Here is a 21381-nt window from a genome sequence, read left to right as displayed (position 1 = left end):
GCCCGGAAGGCAACTGGTATCGATCAAGACCATCCGCGCCATGGATACCGGGCCTATTACGCAAACGACCCAGCGCCCGGTCAGCCCGCCGACCGCGCGAACCGTGGGATCACAGGTGTGACGCCATCTCCTGGATACACTCCCGCAGCCAGCGGTGCGCCGGATCCGCGGTGTTCCTGGGATCCCAGTACATCGCTTCCGTCAACTCCCCCGCCGGCTCCAGAGGTACCGCCCGCAGGCTCATCGGATTCCCCAGCCGCTCGAAGAGCCGCCGGGGAATGACCGCGACCATCCGGGTGCCGGACACCATGGAGGCAGCGCCGGCAAAAGTGTCGCTCACCGCCACTGTCCGGTCGGACACACCGCAGTCGCCGAAGGTGAGGCCCGACAACGGCATGGACTGTGAGCCGATCCTGACATGAGGCAGGGCGCCCAGTTCCTCCAGGCTCAGGATCCGGCCCACATCGGGATGGCCACGGTCGACGACGGCGACCAGCTCGTCCGGAGGCAGATCACTACGGGAGAACGACGTCAGCTCGTCGCTCAGCACATTCGGCGGCCAGATCAGCAGGTCGGTCTCCCCGCGGCGCAACCGGTCGAACATGCCGGAGTGCACGCCGGTGACGCTGATCCGCACACCGGGGACCACCTCGCTGAGCTCGCTGAGCTCGCTGAGCAATGGACGCAGCATCACTGCGGTCACGTAGTCATCGGCGACCAGGTTGAAGGTTCGGGCGCTGGTGACCGGATCGAACTGATCCGTACGGTCCAGGACCTCGTACATCCCGCCCAGGAGCTCCTTGACCGGGTCGACCAGTGACTCCGCGAGCGGGCTGAGGACCATCGCGCGCCCGGCCCTGACCAGCAGCGGATCATTGAAGTGCCGCCGCAGCTTCGCCAGTGCCGTGCTCATCGCGGGCTGGCTGACGGAGACCCGCTCAGCGGCCCTGGTGACACTGCGCTCGGAAAGGAGCGCGTTCAGCGGGACCAGAAGGTTCAGATCGACCTTGGTGGGACGAGCCGCCGCAACGGGCGGCTGCCCCCCATCGGTAACGGGCGGCTGTCCCCCATCGGTCGAGGACGCCGACCCGCTCTTCCGCTGCCCTGGGGCGGTCATACGCCCGAAGAAGTCGCCGATCTTCCGCACACCGTGCGGATCGGTACCCCCGGCGAGGCTTCCGTCCAGCTCCCTGGCCATGGACGCCGCACGCTCGCGCATCGTCTTCTCGTATGCGGCGATCGCCCCGGTAAGGTCGTCACCGGCCCCGATGACGGCTCGCGCGAGGTCGGCGGCGTCCCGCATGGCGAGATTGGCGCCCCAGCAGGATGACGGCATGCCGTGGGCGGCATCGCCCAGCAGGGTGACTCCCGGTGTGGTCGGCCAGTTGGTGCCGATGGGGAGGCTGTAGACGGGGCGGGGGACGATCGTGTCATCGCAGTGGCGGACGAGGTCCGTCAGTTGCGGGGCCCAGTCGGTGAAGTGCTCCAGGATCGCGGCGCGCGCCCGCTCGGGCCGGTCGTAGGGGATGCCGTTGGTGGTGAGCCAGTTCTCGGGAACGCGGAAGGCGATGGAGATGCGCAGGCGGCCATCGCCGCCGCGCCGCGCTATCAGACCCTTGTCGTCCTGCAGCGCGAACATGCTGCCGTGGCCCACGAGCGTGGCCAAGGCCGGCTGGGTGCGGTGGGCCTCGGGGACACCGAGCTCGATGAAGCTGATCCCGGAGTATACGGGCGTGACTTCGGTGAGCATCGGACGGACGCGGGACCAGGTGCCGTCCGCGCCGATGAGCAGGTCGCAGGTCTCCACCGCGCCGCCTTCGAAGTGGAGTTCATGGCCGCCGCTCTCCAGGGCGATGGCGTGGTCGAGGCCGTGGCTCCAGCGAACGCTGTCGGGGGCGAGGGGGCCGAGGAGGATCTCGCGCAGGGCGGACCGGTCCATCTCCGGCCAGCCCATGTCGTCTTCGGGGGTGACGTCCTGGGGTTGGACCGTGGCGTCCTTGCCGAGGATCTTCATATCCAGGCCCGTGGGGCGGGCTCGGGCCCAGAACTCGTTTTCCAGTCCTGCCTCGCGCAGGGCGTGCTGACCGCACTCGGGGTGCAGCTCGAGGGAGCCGCCCTGGCAGGCGGCGGCATCGGCCGCCTCGCGCTCGTATACGACCGTGTCGATGCCGTTGGCCTGAAGGACGCATGCGAGGGTGAGGCCGCCGGGGCCGGCGCCGATGATCGCGATGCGGGGGGTGGTGTTCATGGTCAAGGAGTCCTTTTCGGCGGCGGCGGTGGACGTCGTCCCGCGTGACATCATCGCGTCCGCGACGCGCCGTCCTCCCACCAGTTGAGGGAAGTGGCGGCATTACCGCCCAGGAACCAGCCATAGTCGGCCGAAGGACCCATGACCCCGGGCCGAAGAAAACGGAACGAAACGGCCCGGACGTCACCCAAGGCAAGCGGTCACAAGGTCCTTGCGAGGATGCGCGCATCGCGCCGGGGGTCCAGCGACTCCACCCAGCGTGAAGGCGCCAGGCGCACCGTCGTGGGCGCGAATCCATACCGGAGGAACAGGCCGCCACCGCCGGTCGTCGCCGTGAACAGGGCACCGAGCGACTGAGCGCGCGCCCTGGCCAGCACGGCGCGCAGCAGCCGGGCCCCCACACCGCTTCCCTGACTCGGCCCGGACACACAGAAGTTGTACACCACGCCCGCGGGCCCACGGCCCTCCCCCGGGTCGGCGGGGTGCGCGCGCAGGCCCACGCAGCCCTCGACGGTGCCATCCAGGGCCTCTGCCACGAGGAAGTCGGCCGCACGGGTGGCGTAGAGCGTGACAGGCCGCTCCCGCAGCGCCCCCGAACCCACGAAGGGCCGGGACAGCTCGGCGAGTGCGGCGGCGTCCTCCGGACGGGCGCCGCGCGCGGGGCGTCGGCGCGAGGCGGGCGTGCGGCAGCGGGGCAGGGCATGGCGTAGCCGTGATCAAGGCTTTCCTTCCTCGGTTCCACGGTCGGAGGACCCGGTCGGTGAGCACCTCGGCGTGCTTCATCTCATCCGGTGCGGATCCCGGTCTCCCGGCCGTCGACGTACGTCGCCACCACCTCGATGTCCCCGATGCGCGAGGTGTCGACCCGGCGGGGGTCGTCCCCGAGCACGACGAGGTCGGCGAGCTTGCCCGGGGTGAGGCTTCCCCGGCTGTCCTCCCAGTGGCAGGCGACGGCACCCGCGACCGTGTAGGCCCGCAGTGCCTCGTCGAGGGTGATGCCCTCGTCCGGGCCGATCACCTGGCCGGACTCGGAGGTGCGCTCGACCATGAACTGGATGGCCCGCAGCGGAGATCCGTCCGTGACGGGGCGGTCGGAGCTGCCGACGAGGGGGATGCCGTGGTCCAGGAAGGCCCTGCCGCGGTAGAGCCACGGGGCCCGTTCCTCGCCCATGATCGCCGCATAGTCGTCGCCGAAGTAGCGCAGGAAGTTGGGCTGGACGACGGCGCTGATGCCGAGCCGCGCGAAGCGCGGAAGCTGGTCGGGGCGGATCAGTCCGGCGTGCTCGATCCGGTGCCGGGCGTCGGGGCGCGGCCGGAGTCGCTGGGCCCGCTCCAGGGCGTCCAGGGCGACGTCGGCGGCGCGGTCGCCGATCGCGTGAACGGCGAGCTGCCACCCGGCCAGGTGGCCGTCCACGATCGTGTCCGCGAGCACCTGCGGGTCGTCCTGCAGCTCACCCGTGTGATCCAGCCCTTCGTACGGGCTGCTGAGCGCGGCGGTCCGGGCCATCATGCCGCCGTCGGTGTAGATCTTCAGCGCGCCCACGGAGAGCCGGTCGTCGCCGAATCCGGTGCGCAGGCCGAGGTCGAGCGCCCGGGGAATGCCGTCGGCTTCATGTGCGCCGGCCGGGCGCAGCCGGTCGGCGGAGACCATGAGCTGTACGCGCAGCGGCAACAGGCCCGATTCGCGGGCGAGTTGGTAGGCGCCCAGCTCGACCGGGCTGTGGCCGAAGAGTGCGCCGCCGATGCCCGCCTCGGCGCAGGCGGTGACGCCCTCGGCCAGGCAGGTGCGGGCGGCGCGGGCGATCGCCTCGGCCAGCTCCACTTGAGAGTGCGGGAGGCGCAGAGCGCGGGCGGCGCCCATGGCGCCCTCGGCGAGGAAGCCGTTCTCGTGCGGGGTGTCGGCGGGAAGCAGGTCGAGGACGGCGGAGTTGACCATGCAGCCGTGCCCGGAGTCGTGCATCATGAACACCTTGTGCCCGTGGCTGACCATGTCCAGTTCGGCGGCGGTCAGATGGCGTCCCAGGGCCCGCTGGTCGTATCCGGCGATGCTCACCCAGGCGCCGGGCGAGCTCTTCCGGGTGATGGCCTCCTCCACGACGGCGAGCACCTCGTCGATCCGCGTGCACCCCGCGATGCTCGGGGTCTTCTGCTTGAACCCGGTCCAGGCCAGGTGCACATGGGGATCGATGAACCCGGGCAGCACGGTGGCGCCCTGCAGGTCGATCACCTCGCGGGCGGGCAGGGAGGTCACGGCGTCGTCCAGGCCCACGATCCGGCCCCGCCACAGGCCCAGGTCGTGGGCGACGGGGTGGTCCGGGTCCATGGTGAGGAAGCGGGCGTTCGTCAGTCTGGTGCAGAGCATCTGCCGGAGTTCTCCTGGGTGCCGGGGCGGTTCACAGGTCAAACTTAGGTTAGCCTCGCCTAATTGACAGGAGCTTAGCTTTGTCCCTTCCCTCTCACAAGGAGACGTTCATGTGCCTGAGTGCGACCGATGGGGAGAACGCCTTCGTCGCGTTCGGACTGCCCGGCATACCCGGCACCGACGAGTTCTGGGCGGCGGCGGTGACACCCGCGTCGGTGCCCGCCGACGGCGGCGGATGGACGACCTTGTTCCTGTGGCGCGGCTCTCCCGCGAGCATCGGCTTCGAGAGCTGGTCGGAGCCGGTCCCCCTGCGCCGGTGGGGCGATACGGACTGCTGGTACGCCGAGGTGCGCATGCCCGCACAGCTGCGGGTTACCTACCAGTTCCTCGTTGGTGACGCGGCGCACGCCGACCCGTTCAACCCGGTCGGCGCGGGCGGTGACCGGTCCATCGCCGCGACTCCGGACGCCCCGGCCCAGCCGCACTGGCCCGTCATCGGCGCCGACGCCGTACTGCCCCTCCCGCACAACCGGATCCGCTGGCACAGCGCACGGCTCGGCGGGCGCCGCACCGTGCGCGTCCACCCGGTGGGTGGCGGCGGACCCGTGGTCCTGCTGCTCGACGGCGACGACTGGCTGTATCTGCACCCGGCCATGACCGCGTTCGACTCGGCCGTCGCAGGTGGTGAGATGCCGCCCGTCACGCTCGTCTTCCTGCCGAGCAAGGACAGGGAGGCCGAGTTCGGGTGCGGCCCCGCGCTGTGGGAGGCGATCCGGGACGAACTGCTGCCGCTGGTGGCGGAATCCGGCGCAGCCGCCGACCCGGACCGGCTGGTGGTCGCCGGGCAGAGCCTGGGCGGGCTGAGCGCGCTGTACGCGGCGCTGGAGTTCCCGGACCTGGTGTCCCGCGTCGCCTGTCAGTCGGGGTCGTTCTGGTGGACACCCGACGCCCTGGACCTGCCGGATCCCATGGGCGGCCCGGTCGGCGGCACCATGGCCGCGCGCCTGCGCGAGCGCCCCGACCTGTCCGGTCTGCGGGTCGCGTTCGACCTGGGGGAGCACGAGAGGCGGATGCTCCCCCACTGCGAGCTGGCCGAGACCCTGGTCCGGCAATCCGGCGCGACCGTACGGGTCTCGCGGTCGGCGGCGGGCCACGACCGGGCGGGCTGGCGGCACGCCCTGCTCAGGGATGTCGCCTGGGCGCTCGGTTAGCGGGCCGGGTCACCGGGCCACCGCCCGGCAGTAGTCCTGGTCGGTGGCGAGGAGGTTGCGATGGGTGTCCTCGGCGGTGATGACGCCGTCGTCCAGGACGAGGACCCGGTCGGCGGCATTCAGCAGCGCCGGGCTGCTGGTGATCACGATGGTGGTGCGGTCCCGGCGCAGCTTCGCGATGTTGCGCGCGATGAGCTGCTCGGTGACCGCGTCGACGGCTGTGGTCGGGTCGTGCAGGACGAGGACGTCGGTATCGGCGGCGAGGGCGCGGGCCAGGGACAGCCGCTGGCGCTGTCCCCCGGAGAGGTTCGCGCCGCGGTCGCGGACGCCGTAGTCGAGCCCTTCGCGGTGGAGGGCGACGACGTCGGTCAGCATGGACGCCTCGACGGCCTCGGGGACCATCCGGCTGGTGCCCGAGGGATCGATGTTCGTGCCCAGGGTGCCCGCGAAGATCTCCCCGTCGTACGGGTTCACCAGCAGGTGTTCGCGGACCGCCTCGATCGACAGGTCCGCGAGCTCCCGCCCGCCGACCCGCACCGCTCCCTCGTACGCGCCGGGCGGGACCTGCACGGCCAGGATCGACGCGAGGTCGGCCGCCGCGCGCGGCTGGTAGGGCGCGATCGCCACGAACTCGCCGGCGGCCACCGTGAACTTCAGCTCGCGCAGCGAGCCGTACCGGACGCAGTCGAGGTCGAGGTCTCCGCCCGCGGCCGGGCGCTCCCGCCCGTCGGCCGCCACCGGCGGCGCGGCCAGCACCAGCGCCATCCGCTCGGCGGACGCGCGCGCCATCATCACGTACTTCGGCATCTCCGAGAACAGTTTGAGCGGTTCCATGATGAACTGCGCCAGCCCCACGGCCATGACGAGTTCCCCGATGGTGATCCGGCCGCTGAAGGCCAGTGAGCCCGCCATCAGGGTCACGGCGGCGGCGAGGACCGCGTTGAGGGCCAGCGCGGTGCCCGCGTACACGCCGTTGACCTTGGCGACGGTGATCGCCTGGTGTTTCGCCTCCGTGCTGACCCTCCGATAGGAACCGAACGCCGCGTGGTTGCCGCCGAAGCCGTGCAGCGGGCGCAGGCCGGTGATCAGGTCCGCGACCTTCGCCCCCGCCCGTGCCACCCGGGCCTGCTGTTCGCGGGTGCTGGAGCCGATCCGCTTGGACAGCACGCTCAGGATCGACAGAATCGCGACGGTGCCCACGATCACCAGCAGGCCGAGCCGGACGTCGGCCAGGCCCAGTGCGACCGCCGCGACCAGCACCGCCACCAGCGAGCTGACCAGCAGCGGCACCACCTCGATGATGTCGGCGGTCTGGTCGGCGTCCTCGGTGGCGATGGTCAGCACCTCGCCGGACTTCAGGTCGACGTCCCTGGCCACCGGCTGGAGGCCGTAGGCCGCGACCTTCACCCGCCAGCGGTGCGCCTCGGTGGTGTTGGCCTTCTGCAGGACGCGCATCCCGAACCGCCACGACAGCGACACCGTCGTGATGATGACCGCCAGCGCGGCGATCGCCAGGCCGAGCGAGCCGAGGCCGCGGTCCCGCATCGTGTGCTCGACGATCAGGCCGAGCGCGATGGGGAAGGCGGTCTCACCGGCCTGGTACAGGCCCATGAGGACGGTGCCCCAGGTCATGGCGCCGATGTTGCGGCGCAGTGCGGTCCGGAGGATGTCGGCCCCCGGGCGGGGCCGCTGGGTGTCAGGAGTGGTCATCAAGGTGGCGGGCAATCGCTTCCGGGGTTCGCAGGGTGAACAGATCACGGATGGTGATCACAGGGCCGTACTCGCGGCGGAGCAGCCCGATCAGCCGCACCGCCAGCATGGAGTGCCCTCCCAGGGACACGAAATCGCTCACCGCACTCACCTCGTCGTCATCCAGGTCCAGTGCCTCGGCGAAGAACTCGCACACCACGGTCTCGTTCCCGGTCCGCGGTCCCCGCTCCCCCGCCGTGGTCAGTGTGCCCAGCGGCTTGGCCTCCGGCAGCGCCTTGGTGTCAGCCTTCCCGTTGACGGTCAGCGGGATGCTGTCGACCTGGGCGTAGTGCGTCGGGCGCAGGAAGTCCGGCAGCCCGGTGCCTACGTCGGCCGCGACCGCCGCCAGGTCCGAGCCGTCCAGTACGAGGTAGGCGGCCAGCCGGTACGCGCCGTCGACCTGGGGATCGGGCTGGGCGACCGCGGCGACGAACCGCACCGCCGGGTGCGCGGCGAACGCGGCCTCCACCTCGCCCAGTTCGACCCGGTGCCCCCGGATCTTGACCTGCTGGTCGATGCGGCCCAAATACATCAGGTTGCCGTCGGGCCGGCGGGCCACCAGGTCGCCGGTGCGGTACATGCGCTCGCCGGGCGCGCCGAACGGGCACGCGACGAAGCGGTGCGCGGTCTGGTCGGGCTGCCCGAGATAGCCGCGTGCGATGCCGATGCCGGACACGTACAGCTCACCGGGGACGCCGTCCGGCAGCGGTCGCAGCCACGGGTCCAGCACATACACATCGGTGTTGTCGATCGCCACCCCCACCACCGGGTCCTGGCATTCGAAGGTGCCGACGCCGAGGGTGTTGATGGTGTATTCGGTGGGTCCGTACAGGTTGTAGCCGACGGTCCCCTCGGTCTCCGCGAGCCGCTGCCACAGCGCCGGGGTGACGGCCTCGCCGCCCAGCAGCACCAGCGCCGGCCGCCGTTCCGGGTGGTCGAGCAGGCCCTCGGCCACCAGTTGCTGTGCGTAGGTCGGGGTCACATTGATGACGTCGATGTGGTGCTCGAGGCAGTACTCGACCAGCCGGGGCGCGTCACGGCGCAGTTCCTCGTCACAGATGTGCACCTCGTGGCCGTCGGCGAGCCACAGCAGCTCCTCCCACGACATGTCGAAGGCGAACGACACGGTGTGCGCGATCCGGAAGACCCGGTGGCCGTGGTCCGCCAGTACCGGCTCGAAGATCCGGCGCTGATGGTTGATCAGCATGTTGGTCAGCCCGGCGTACTCGGTCACCACGCCCTTGGGCTTCCCGGTCGATCCCGAGGTGTAGATCGTGTACGCGGGGTGGCGCAGGCGATGCGGGTCCTTGGGCTGATACGTCCGGTACGGCTCGGCCTCGGGCAGCGGGCGGTCCAGCTCGATCAGGTCGCCGGTGAGCCGGGGCGACACGGCGCTCACGGTGAGGATCACATCGGGGCGGGCATCCGCGACGATCGCGGCGATCCGCTCGTCCGGGTGGTCCAGCTCCAGCGGCACATACGCGGCGCCGACCCGCAGCACGGCGAACAGGGCCACGATCGAGTCGAGGGAGCGCGGAATCGCGAGGCCCACGGTCGTCTCGGGGCCGATGCCGCGCCGGGCGAGCACACCGGCCACCGCGCGGCTGCGGTCCCGGAGCCCCGCGAAGGTCATGGTCGAGCCGTGGGCCACGAGCGCGATCCGCCGCGGGTCGCGGTCCGCCGCCCGGTCGAACCGGTCGACCACGGTGTCCGTGCCGATGTCCATGCGCTCGGTCGGCACGGGCTCCGGCCCCATGCCCCGCAGCGCGCCGACCGGCCCGGCCGACCGGGCCAGGTCGTCGAGCACGCGCAGGTAGTCGTCGAGGAGCCGCCGGGCGTTCGCGGTGTCCTCGTCGCGGTACTCCAGCTTGACCGTGAGCCGGTCGCCCGGGGTGACGACCCAGGTGTACGGGTAGTGGGTGGAGTCGTCGGCCGTCACCGAGGTGATGCCGTGCCTGGCGTTCATCTCGGCGAACGCGTCCATGTCCAGGAAGTTCTGGAGCACGAAGAGGTTGTCGAACAGGGTGTCGTGCCCAGTGGCCCGCTGGATCTCGCCGAGCCCCAGGTGCTCGTGGACCATCGCCTCGACCCTGGCGGCCTGTACGTCCGACAGGTACGCGCTGACGGTGTCGTCCGGCCGGGCCCGGGTCCACATGGGGACGGTGTTGAGCAGCACGCCGACGATGCCGTCCAGCCCCTCGCCCTCCCGGCCGGAGACGGTCACGCCGAACACGGCGTCGCCGCGCCCCGTGTGGGCGCCGAGCAGGAGGCCGAACGCGCCGGTCAGCACCGAGTTCAGGGTGACCCCGTGCCCCCTGGCCGCCGCCCGCAGCAGCTCCGACTGCTCGGCGGACAGCGTGTGCACGAGCGCGCGCGGCAGGTCGTCGACAAGGGACGGCGCCGGTCCGGCGAGCAGCGTCGGGCCGGGGAGACCGGCCAGGTGCTCGGCCCAGAAGCGTTCCGATACGGCGGAGTCCCTGGCGCCGAGCGCCCGGGCGTGGTCCTCGAAGCTCGGCGTGGCCGGGACCGGGTCGGGCAACTCGCCCGCGAGGACGGCCTGGTAGGCGTCGAACAGGTCGCGCAGCACGATCTCGCGGGACCAGCCGTCCCACAGCAGCAGGTGGTAGCTGAGCAGCAGCCCGTCGCGGGCGCCGGGCAGCCGCACCACGGTCATCCGGATCAGCGGAGGCTCGCCCGGATCGAATCCCGTGTCGCGGTCCCGGGTGCGCAGCGCCTCGACGTCCGCGTCGCTCGTGAGCTCGACCGTACGGACGTCGACACGCCGGCCCGCCCCCAGGACCTGGACCGGGTTGCCGTCGTCGTCGGTGGCGAAGCCGGCGCCCACGACCGGGTGCCGCGCCATCACATACGCCATCGCCTCGGACAGTGCGCCGGTGTCCAGGCGCCGGTCGAAGGTGAACCAGCTCTGCGCGACGTAATGTCCCGCCGATCCCGCCATCTGGGCCTGGAAGTACAGGCCCCGCTGGAGCGGGGTGACCGGTGCCGTGCGCTCGGCCGTCGCGGAGGCGTCCGCGATGCGTTCCAGTGCGCTCCGCCAGTGGTCGGTGATCTCGTCCGGGATGCCTTCGGCGAGGGTGAAGACGGCCTGCAGGCTGCCGGTGGCCGCGTCGGTCCACGCGTTGACCTCGATGGCGTACGGGCTGCCCTGATCGCCGCCGGTCAGGTGCGGGGCCTGGGACTCGCCGCCCCGGCCCAGGTAGTTGAACAGCACCTGCGGGCGGGCGGTGAGCAGCGGGGCCGTCTGCGCGTTGAGGTACCTGAGCCGTCCGTAGGCGACGTGTGCGCGCTCGTCCGGCCGGCGTTCGGCGACCTCGTACGCCGCGGCGACGGGGTCGCTGTGTGCCGTGAGCCGCACGGGCGCGATGGAGGTGAACCAGCCGACCGTGCGGGTGTAGTCGTGGTGCTCCAGCGCCGGGACCCGGCCGTGGCGCTCCAGTTCGATCGCGAGGTCGGTGGGCGATGGCTGGATGTGGGTCAGCGCGGTGCGCAGCGCGCCGCACAGCAGCTCGGTGAGACCGACGCCGAGTGCGGTGGGCGCGGTACGTGTCAGGCGGTCGCTCACTTCGGGTGCGAGCACCACCGTGGTCTCGCGCGGCCGCTCGACCGCGGGCAGGAGCGCGGGCGCCTGGAGGGTGGTGAGCCAGTGCCCGAGGTCGTCGATCGCATGGGCGGACCGGGACGCCAGTGCTTCCGCGTACTCGGCGTAGGACGTGGTCGGCGGCGCCAGGGGCGCCCCGCGCAGGGCGGCGGCCAGGTCGTCCAGCAGGATCAGCCAGGACACCGAGTCGACGGCGAGGTGGTGCACGGTGACCACCAGGGTCCGGCTCGCCTCCAGCCACGCGAACGCGATGACCTCCCCGGACTCGGGGTCGAGCCGTCCGGCGGCCTCGTTCGCCGCCGTCGTGGCATCGGCCGTGTCCGCCCGTACGACAGTGACCTCGCGGGCGGGTTCGGTGCGCAGCTCCCACACCCCGTGTTCGACGCGCAGCCGCAGCCGGAGGACCGGGTGCGCGGCCACGACGGCGTGCGCGGCGCGCTCGGCGTCGGCGAACTCGGTGCCGTCGGGGGCCACCACCGTTCTGGCCTGGGCGAACCGGGCGAGCGATCCGCCCAGTTCGCGCTGGCGCAGGATGATCGGGGTCGGCGGCAGCGGGCCGTCCTCGTGGCGGGCGGGCGCGGGCGGCTCGGCCCGTGGTGTGCGCGTGCCCAGGTGCTCGGCGAGCGCGCGCGGTGTCCTGAACAGGAACACGTCCCGTGGCGCGATCGGCAACCCGAGCGCCCTGGCCCGGTTGATGACGGTGATGGCGACGATGCTGTCGCCCCCCGCCCGGAAGAAGTCGGTGTCGCCGTCCACGGCGGATTCGGGCAGTGTGTCGGCGAAGATGCCGACCAGTGCGGTGAGCGCGGCGTCTCCGCTGCCCGCAGGGCCGGCCGCCGGGGTGTCGTCCTGTACGGCGCGTGCGGTCAGGGCCTTCCGGTCCAGCTTGCCGTTGACCGTCAGCGGCAGGGCGTCCACGGGCAGCACCCGGCCCGGCACCATGTGTACGGGCAGCTTCGCGGACAGCAGGGCGGTGACGTCGGCGGGCGCCCGGCCCACGACATGCGCGACCAGGTGGTCGCCGCTGTCGGCCACGGTGACGGCCGCGTCGACCACACCATCGAGCCCCCTGACCGCGGACTCCACCTCGCCGAGTTCGATACGGAAGCCCTTGAGCTGCACCTGGTCGTCGGCGCGGCCGGTGAACTCCAGCTCACCGTCGAGCGTGCGGCGGGCGAGGTCGCCCGTGTGATACATGCGGGAGCCGTCGCCCGCGAACGGGTTCGCCACGAAACGGCCCGCGGTCAGCCCCGGCCTGCCCAGGTAGCCGAGCGACACCTGGTCACCTGCGACGTAGATGGCGCCCACCCGGCCCGGCGGTACCGGCCGGAGCCGGTCGTCGAGCAGATAGGTGGCCAGGCCCGGGATCGGGCGGCCGATCGGGCTGACGTCGCGGCCGGGGCCGAAGTCGTCGTCGGTCAGCACCCGGTGGGTGACATGGACGGTGGTCTCGGTGATGCCGTACATGTTGACCAGCTCGGGCGCACCGGCGCCGTGCCGCTCGACCCAGCCGCGCAGCCGCCCGAGATCCAGCGGCTCGCCGCCGAAGATGATCCGGCGCAGCGCGGTGACCGGCTCGCCCGCATGCCGGTCGGCCTCGATGAACTGGTAGAACGCCGACGGGGTCTGGTTGAGCACGGTCACTCCGCGCTCGCGCACCAGCCGGTGGAAGTCGACCGGCGAGCGGGTCAGCCCGTACTCCGGCACCAGCAGCTCAGCGCCGTGCGCCAGCGCGCCCCACAGCTCCCAGACGGCGAAGTCGAAGGAGAAGGAGTGGAATTGGACCCATACGTCGTGGGGGCCGAAGTCCATGGCGGGCCGGGTGTTCGCGAGCAGCGTCACCACGCTGGAGTGCGGGACGACGACGCCCTTGGGTGTGCCGGTCGATCCGGATGTGTAGATGACGTAGGCGGGGTCGTGCCGGCTCGCCTCCGGCCCGGCCTCCGTACCGGCCCCCGGCAGCTCGTCTCCCCGTACGAGCACCCGGGCCGGCACGCCCGCCCGGGCCAGCAGCCGGGTGAAGCGCTCGCGCTGCTCACGGTCCACGAGGACGACCTGCGGGGCGGAGTCGGCCAGGATGTACTCCAGCCGTTCGTCCGGGTAGGCCAGGTCCAGCGGTACATACGCGCCGCCCGCGGTGACGATCGCGACCAGAGCGACGACCTGCTCCAGGGAGCGCGGGACGGCGACGGCGACCCGCCTGCCCGGCCCGGCACCGGCCGCGCGCAGGGCGGAGGCCAGCTCGTTCTTCGCGGCCGCCAGTTCGCCATAGGTCAGTGACCGGGTTCCGCCGTCGAGACCGCACTGGGTGACGGCGGTGGCCGCCGGGTCGCGGCGCGCTGCGGCGTCGAACAGTCCGCCCAGCGTCGTCGGAGTGATCGGCGCGGGACGCCGGATGTCTTCGGGCGCCATCTCGCCGACCGGGGCGTCCGGGCGGGTGAGCAGGCCGGTGAGGGTCTGGGTGAACGTGCGCAGGATCGCCTGGGCGCTCGCCTCCCGCAGCAGCTCGCCGTCGTAGATCAGGTTGAAGCGGGGACGGCCGTCGGGAGCGCGCTCCACCACCAGCGTCAAGGGGTAGTGCGGGGCGCCCTCGTTCACGATGTCGGTGATGGCCAGCTCGTCGCCCGGCCCCCGCAGGGCGGCCACATCGGTCGCGACATCGAACACCACCAGGGTGTCGAACAGGGCACCCGCACCGGCCAGGCGGCCGATCCTCGCCAGCGAGACATGCTGGTGCGCCAGCACCGCGCTCTGGTGTTCCCGCACCGAGGCGAGCAGGTCGCGCGCCTCGGTGGTACCGGCCCACCGGGCGCGCACGGGGATCGTGTTGATGAACAGACCCACCATGTCCTCGATGCCGGGCACCTGTGCGTCGCGCCCGGACACCGTGGAACCGAACACCACGTCACTGCCGTGCAGGATGGAGCCCAGCGTCACCGCCCAGGCGCTGTGCACGGCCACGCTCAGCGGTACACCGGCCGAGCGGGCGGCCGCGTCGATGTCATCCGCCGGTTCCACGGCGGTGTCGGCGAATCGGCCGGACGGGGTGTGCCCCTCGGCGACCAGCGAGGGCCCGGGCAGCTCGGCGAGCTGATCGCGCCATATCCGGTCGCTCTCGTCGTCGTCGCGCTCCGCGAGCCACCGTACGTAGTCGGGGAAGCCGCCGAGCGGATACACCGTCCCCGGCGCGTGGTATTCGGCCAGCAGCGCGCGGAGCATCGGTGGCACCGACCAGCCGTCGGCGATGATGTGGTGCACGGTCTGCACCAGGATGTTCCGGCCGGAGCCCGCGCGGATGAGCGTGTACCGCATCAGCGGGCCGGTGGCCAGGTCGAACCCGGCGCGGCGGTCCCGCTCGGCGTATTCGCGGATCTCGGCGTCGGTGATCCCGGGGCAGTCGAGCGTGGTGAACGGCGCCCGCACCCCGCTCTCCAGCACGGAGACCACCCGGCCGTCGGCGAGGGCCGTGAACCGCGCCGCCAGGTTCGGGTACAGCGTGAGCAACCGGGTGGCCGCCGCCGCGAGCCGGTCGGCGTCCACCTCGCCGTCCAGCCTCAGCAACTGCTGCTCGACGTAGGCGCCCGCCGAGTCGTCGTCGAAGACCGAATGGAAGTACAGGCCCTCCTGCAACGGGGTCAGCGGCAGGATGTCCCGCAGCGCCGGGCCGTCGAGGGCGTCGACGTCGGCCTGGGTGAGCGGCACCAGGCCGAAGTCGCCGGGCGAGTGGCCGCCCTGGTCGAGCGCGGCCAGGGCGGTCAGGGCCTCCCGGAAGTACGCGCCGATGGTCGCGATGTCCTCGTCGGTGAACATCCCGTCGGGCCAGGAGATGGTGGTGATCAGCTCGTATGCGCCGCTCGGTGCGGGTTCGGCGATCGCGTTGAACTCCAGGGGGCGCGGCAGGCGCATGCGCGGGTCGCGCTTCTCGCCCAACTGGCCTGTGTTGCCGCTGAGTTGCCAGTCTCCGGAGGCGCCCGCGTCGAAGCGGCCGAGGTAGTTGAAGAGCACCTGCGGTGCGGGGGCGTCGAACTCGGTGTGGGTCAGGTACCGCAGGGCACCGTAGGAAACGCCGTTGGACGGCACTCGGGCGAGGTCTTCCTTGACCGCCTTGAGCGCGGCGGCCAGGTAGTCGGGCGCGGTGAAATCGGCCGCCGCTCCGGGGTCCACGGTCACCGGGAACAGGGTGGTGAACCAGCCCACGGTCCGCGACAGCTCCGGCTCGAAGCCGACGGCGTCCGCCACGAACCGTCCTTCGCGGCCGTGGCCCTCGAGTTCGATATGCGCGAACGTCTGGTCCTGTCCGAGGTCGCGGCGCCATCGGGCGAGGGTGACGGCGAGCGCGGTCAGCAGCACATCGCCCACGCCCGCGTGGAACTTCGCGGGGATCTCGCCCAGCAGCGCGGCGGTGACCTCGGGGCCGGCCGAGACGGTCCGCACCCGCTCCCGGGCGACGGTGTCGGCGTCGCGCAGCGCGCGCCTGCCCACGGGGCCGTCCACTCCCGGCAGGGGACGCTCGTAGTAGCCACGGTCGGCGTCGAACGTGGCATGCTCCAGCATCTGCGTCCAGCGCCGGAACGACGTGCCCACCGGAGGCAATTCGACCGGCGCGCCCGAGGCGAACTGCCGCCATGCCGTGGCCAGGTCGTCCATCAGGACATGCCAGGACACGCCGTCGATCACCACATGATGGACGACCACGACCAGTTGCCGTGCCTCGCGTCGCCAGACGGCACGCAGCATCACGCCCTGGTCCGGGTCCAGCCCGCCGGTGGCGAGCGCGACACACTCATCGAGCGGCCGGTCGCTCTCCTGCCACGACGGCGTGGCCCGCCCCGCCACCGGGATCTCGAAGCTCCAGCGCTCGCCGCGCACCAGCGTGGCGCGCAGCATGTCGTGCCGCCCGGCCACGGCGGCGAGGATGGCGTCGAGGGCGTCGGCGGTCAGCTCCGCCGGGGTGTTCAGCACGACCGACTGTACGAAGCCGTCGATCGCGTCGGTGGTCTCGCCGAGCCACTGCACGATGGGCGGTCCCATGACGGAACCGGTCGCGACATCGCCGTCATCCGCGGTGGAGGCGTCCTCACGGCTCGCCATCGCCGCCAGCGCCCCGACCGTGCTGTTGGTGAAGATCTGCCGTGCCGTGAGGTGGAGACCCGCGTCGCGCACCGCGCTCAGCAGCGAGATCGCCAGCAGGCTGTCTCCGCCGAGCTGGAAGAAGTCCTGGTCGACGCCGACCTCGGCCAGCCGCAGCACCTTCGCGACCGCCGCGCACACCACCCGCTCGTTCTCGGTGGCGGGCTGGACGATCGAGCCCGTCCCGATCACGGGTTCCGGCAGCGCACGGCGGTCGAGCTTGCCGTTCGCCGTGAGCGGGAACTCCTTCATCACGACGATGTGGGCGGGCACCATGTACTCCACCATGTGCCCGGCGGCCCACCCCCTGACCTCGTCCGCGCGCAAGTCCTCGCTCCCGGCTGCCGGGATCACATAGCCCACCAGATAGGTGCTGCCCGCCGCGTTCTTCTTCGCGACGACGCAGGTGTACCGCACCCCGGGGTGCTCCGCGAGACCGACCTCGACATCCTCGATCTCCAGCCGCATACCGCGGATCTTGATCTGGTTGTCGGCCCGGCCGAGGAAGTCCAGCGACCCGTCCGGGGCGAACCGCGCGAGGTCTCCGGTCCGGTACAGCCGGGACCCGTCCCCCGCGAAGGGGTTCGCCACGAAGCGGGACGCCGTCAGGCCGGGCGCGTTGATGTACCCGCGGCCCAGGAGGAACCCTCCCACGTACAGTTCGCCACCGACTCCGACCGGCACCGGGCGCAGCTCGTTGTCCAGCACATACAACTGGGTGTTCGGGTTGGCCTTGCCGATCGACGTCGACAGGCGCTCCGCCGCGCCCCGGTAGATGACGTGCGAGACACCGATCGTGGTCTCGGCCGGGCCGTAGCCGTGGTAGAGCGGGATGTCGAGCCGGGTGCGGAACCGCTCGTACAGCTCCGGGGTCAGCACCTCGCCGCCGCACCACACATGGCGCAGGCTGTCCAGCCGCCCGGAGTCGCCCACCATCTCCAGCAGCACGTCCAGCATGGACGAGACCAGGTAGGTGAAGGTGACCCGCTGCTCGGCGATCACGCTCAGCAAGTGGTGCGGGTCGCGTTCGCCGCCGGGCCGCAGGATGACCAGCCTGCCGCCGTGCACCAGCGGCAGGAAGATCTCGTTGATGGAGATGTCGAAGGACAACGGCGCCTTGAACAGCGACGCGTCGTCGTGGCCGAAGCCCAGGATCTCGTTGCCCTGCCACAGCAGGCGCTCGCTGATCGCTTCGTGCCGGATCATCGCGCCCTTCGGCCGCCCGGTCGAACCGGACGTGAAGATCACGTACGCCAGGGCGTTGCCGGGGAGGGTGACGCCGGTGCCCTCGGTGGAGTGGGAACCGAAGCGCCAGTCGCCGAGGTCGACGGCCACGGCTTCCGGTTCGGCCGGGCCGCGTTCGCCCGAGTCGCCGAGCTGCGCCACGACCTGGGCGTCGTCGATGACGGCGGCCCGGCGCGCGGCCGGCCACTGCGGATCGAGCGGCACGAACGCGCATCCCGCCTGGAGTACGGCGAGCAGCCCGATCACCATCTCGGCCGAGCGGCCCAGTGAGATGCCGACGACCTGTTCGGGGCCCAGTCCGCGCTCGATCAGGTGGTGGGCCAACTGGCTGGATCGCTCGGCCGCCTGACGGTACGTCAGCGACCGGTGCCCGTCGACGATGGCGACCGCGTCCGGCCTGGTCCGCGCCTGCTCACGGAACATCTCCACGACGGTCGGGCGGACCCGGTCGGCCCCGGTGTCGTTCCACCCGGCCAGGGCCTCGAGCCTGGCCGCCACACCGGACGGGGAGATGGTGCCGATGGGCCGGTCGGGGAATTCGGTCAGGTCGTCCAGCGCGAGCTGCGCATCGCCCGGCCCGGCGCCTTCCGGGACGGCGATGCTCCGGTCGTCCGTGCCGATCTCCCAACCGGCGGGCCCCGCCCCGCCGTTGTCGACCCACCCGAGGACATCGGCGAAGAGGGTGCCGGGGGTGAGGTCGATACCGTCGGGGCTCAGGCCCGTCGCCCAGTACGACAGCCCGATGGCACACGCTTCGGCGATGGTCCGGTCGGAGAAGTCACCGATCCGCCGGCGCACGTCGGCAACCTGTCCGGGGGAAAGCAGTACGCGACGAGCGCCCGGTTCCACCATCGAAGACTCAGCATCCCTTCCACGTCATGAAAAGCTCACCTGAATCAGGGGTGTCTAACTACCTTCGCGCCAGGCCCGCCACAGTCGCGCGTACCGGCCGCCCAGGGCCACCAGCTCGTCGTGCGTGCCCTGCTCCACCACCCGGCCCGCGTCCAGCACGGCGATCCGGTCCGCCGCCATCGCCTGGGTCAGCCGGTGCGCCACGAACAGCGTGGTCCGGCCCGAGCACGCGGCCAGCACGGCCCGCTCCAGCTCGGCGGCGCCCTCGCTGCCCGCCTCCGCGGTGGACTCGTCGAGCACCACCACCGGCGCCCGGCCCAGCACCAGCCGGGCCAGGGCGATCTGGGCCACCTTGGTGACGTCCAGGCGCTCTCCGCCCTCGCCGACCATGGTGTTCAGCCCATCGGGCAGCGCGTCGACCCACCCATCGGCGCCGACCGTGCGCAACGCGTCCATCAGCTCGGCATCGGCCGCCTGCGGCGCGGCCAACCGCAGGTCGTCGGCGAGCGGCCCGGAGAACACATGCGTGTCCTGCGTCAGGATGCTCACCAGGGCCCGCGCCCCGGCCTCGTCCAGACCGGCGAGATCGGTCGTCCCGACGCGCACCGATCCGGCCTCCGGGGTCCCGATGCCCGCGATCAGCGCGGCCAGCGTGGTCTTGCCCGCGCCCGTCGCCCCCACCAGGGCGAGCGAACCACCGGCCGGGATCGTGAGACTGACGTCCCGGAGGACCGGTTCCTCGGTGTCGGGGTAGCGATACGTCAGCCCCTCCACCGTCACCGAGTACGGCCCGGTGTCCGCCGGCGAGACGGCCGCGTCGCCCACCAGCCGGTCCTCGGCGGCCTCCCCCATCACGCCGACCAGCCGGGTCAGGCTCGCGCCCGACTTCTGCGCCTCGTCGAAGGTGAACATGATGGAGCCCAGCGGGGTGAACAGCCGGTGGAACATCAGCGGGGCCGACGAGACGTCGCCCAGGGTGGCGGCATCGGCCTCCAGCAAGGAGTACCCCACCACGATGATCAGGACCAACCCGATGAACTCGGCGCGGTTCTCCCTGCCGACGAACCGGCCGAAGAACCGGAACACCTCGATACCGAGATCGCGCACCCGCCATGACTCGGCGCTGACCTTCTCACGGAAGGCGCCCTCGAGGCGGTACGCCCGGACCGTGTCGATCCCCTTCAGGCCGCTGATCAGCGCCTGCGCACGGTGGGCCTGGGCCACCCGCTGCCGCTGGTAGAGCGGGGCGGACCGGGGGAGATACCAGCGCAGGGCCAGCGCGTACGCGGGCAGCGCACCGGCGCCCGCCAGTCCGAGCCGCCAGTCCAGTCCGAACATGCCGGCCGTGGCGATGACGACCAGCACCCCCGCCGAGAACACGGTGGGGACGGCCGTGCGGATGCCCTTGGACAGCACGGCCACATCGTCACCGACCCTGGACAGCACGTCTCCCCGGCCGACCTGCTCGATCCGTGCGCTCGGCATCCCCAGCACCGCGCGGACGGCGCCTTCGCGCAGCCGCGCGAGCAGATCCGCGCCCAGCCGTCCGATGAGATAGGTCGACACCGCGGTGGCCGCCGCGCCGAGCAGCGCGGCGGCCCCCATCACCACCCCGATCGTGACCAGGGTCGAGCGCGACTCGCCCTCGACCACCCCGTCGACCACCCGGCCGAGCAGGATCACCGGGAGTACCTGGAGCGCCGCCCCGGCCACCGTGGTGAGCGCGGTGGCGGCCGTCAGCCAGGGCATCTCGCGGCAGTGCGCCGCGACCCATCGGGTGGCCACGCGTCCGGTCGCCGTGCGCAGGGTTGCCGGGGGGACGCGCGCCTCGGTGGTGCTCACCCCCGGCCGACCGACTTGACGAGCTCGTCGATCGCGTACGGCAGGGACAGCAGGGTGCCCTGGGAGATGGCCGCGCCGACGGCCGGACCCTCACTGTCGAGCAGGTAGGACACCTTGCCCTTCTTCACCGCGTCCAGGTTGGTGAAGAGCTGGAACTTCTTCAGCGCCTGCTGGTCGGCCTTGTCGTTGATGACGAAGACGCGGTCGGCGTCGACCAGGTCGACGCGCTCGGGGGACAGGACGGTGTAGAACTTCCCGTCCGCGATCTTGTCGATCTTGGTCTGGTACTTGAAGCCCATGCCCGTGACCAGCCGTCCGCGCACATCGGTGGAGGTGAACGGCGCCACCGAATTCTTGTACCAGGACAACATGACCGCGGTCTGGTTCGCGAACTCAGGATGCGCCTTCTTGGCCGCGCCGAGCTTGTCCTGAATTCCCTGCACCAGCTTGGTGCCCTCGTCCTCCTTGCCCAGCGCCTTGGCGATCTGGCCGGCGTTGTCCTGCCACGGGGCGCTGAACGGCTCCTTCTCGCCCTTGGTGCGGCCCACCGTCGGGGCGATCTGGGAGAGCTTGTCGTAGGCGGCCTTGTCGATCTCGGAGTAGACCGCCACGATCAGGTCCGGCCGCAGGGCCGCGATCTTCTCGTAGTTGGGGCCGGTGTCGCCGTTCTTCATGACGACCTCGGGCCGGGTGTCGCCCCACTTGTCCTTCACCCAGGGCCACTGGGTGTTGGTGTCGGGCTTCCTGCCCGCCGGGTTCGGGTACTGGTCGACCATGCCGACCGGTCTGACACCGAGCGCCAGCATGGCCTGGTCGTCCGTGTAGCCGACGGAGACGACCCGCCGCGGAGCCTTAGTGATCTTCGTGGATCCGAACGCGTGCTCCACGGTGACCGGGAACGCACCGGAGGCGGCGGCCGGGGCGTCGTCGCCCGCCTCGTCCGCCGAGTCGGAACCACATCCCGCGAGGAGGCCGACGCCGAGGGCCGCGGCGGACAGCACCGCCGCTAACCGCCGCCATGGCGTCCTACGCGTCGTTCGATGGAGGAGCATCCGGAATCCCTTGCTGTCGCGCTGTCCGTTGCGCCCCTGACTAAGGGCAGCCAAACCTTATCCCGGCGAAG

The 21381-nt window shown here is 71.7% G+C and carries 7 protein-coding genes and 1 pseudogene; 1 reads left to right on the top strand and 7 read right to left on the bottom strand.

The window, feature by feature from the left end; genetic code table 11:
- Positions 1–109: 109 nt before the first annotated feature.
- The 3 genes and pseudogenes from CGL27_RS47335 to CGL27_RS47325 form a co-directional block, all read right to left on the bottom strand.
- A complete protein-coding gene (locus CGL27_RS47335) occupies positions 110–2248 on the bottom strand; it encodes an FAD-dependent monooxygenase (RefSeq protein WP_162953224.1) in 2139 nt (712 codons plus the stop codon).
- A 200-nt stretch (positions 2249–2448) separates the two neighbouring features.
- Positions 2449–2938 (bottom strand): annotated as a pseudogene (locus CGL27_RS47330) (GNAT family N-acetyltransferase).
- A gap of 94 nt (positions 2939–3032) precedes the next feature.
- A complete protein-coding gene (locus CGL27_RS47325; protein WP_119993895.1) occupies positions 3033–4610 on the bottom strand; it encodes an amidohydrolase in 1578 nt (525 codons plus the stop codon).
- A 110-nt stretch (positions 4611–4720) separates the two neighbouring features.
- Here CGL27_RS47325 and CGL27_RS47320 point away from each other — a divergent pair, with 110 nt between their 5' ends.
- Positions 4721–5821 (top strand): alpha/beta hydrolase-fold protein, encoded by a 1101-nt coding sequence (locus CGL27_RS47320; RefSeq protein WP_119993894.1) that lies wholly within the window; start codon positions 4721–4723, stop codon positions 5819–5821.
- A 9-nt stretch (positions 5822–5830) separates the two neighbouring features.
- Here CGL27_RS47320 and CGL27_RS47315 read toward each other — a convergent pair whose 3' ends face one another.
- From CGL27_RS47315 to CGL27_RS47300, 4 genes are read right to left on the bottom strand one after another with little or no spacing between them, the layout of a single operon-like run.
- Entirely contained in the window at positions 5831–7531 is a 1701-nt protein-coding gene (locus CGL27_RS47315; RefSeq protein WP_078646336.1) for an ABC transporter ATP-binding protein, read from the bottom strand.
- Positions 7518–18416, bottom strand: a complete 10899-nt coding sequence (locus CGL27_RS47310; RefSeq protein WP_119993893.1) for a non-ribosomal peptide synthetase — start codon at positions 18414–18416, stop codon at positions 7518–7520. The genes CGL27_RS47315 and CGL27_RS47310 overlap by 14 nt, the downstream gene beginning before the upstream one ends.
- Positions 18417–18470: 54 nt before the next feature.
- The gene (locus CGL27_RS47305) at positions 18471–20258 is read right to left on the bottom strand and encodes an ABC transporter ATP-binding protein (protein ID WP_119993892.1); all 1788 of its coding nucleotides are present in this window, start codon (positions 20256–20258) and stop codon (positions 18471–18473) included.
- Complete coding sequence (locus CGL27_RS47300) at positions 20255–21310, bottom strand: iron-siderophore ABC transporter substrate-binding protein (RefSeq protein WP_119993891.1); 1056 nt, start codon at positions 21308–21310, stop codon at positions 20255–20257. The genes CGL27_RS47305 and CGL27_RS47300 overlap by 4 nt, the downstream gene beginning before the upstream one ends.
- Between the last annotated feature and the right edge of the window lie 71 nt (positions 21311–21381).

Source organism: Streptomyces sp. 11-1-2, assembly GCF_003595545.1.
Lineage (GTDB): Bacteria > Actinomycetota > Actinomycetes > Streptomycetales > Streptomycetaceae > Streptomyces > Streptomyces hygroscopicus_B.
The sequence above is the reverse complement of the archived record's forward strand: the minus strand, read 5'-3'. Positions and strand labels throughout refer to the sequence as shown.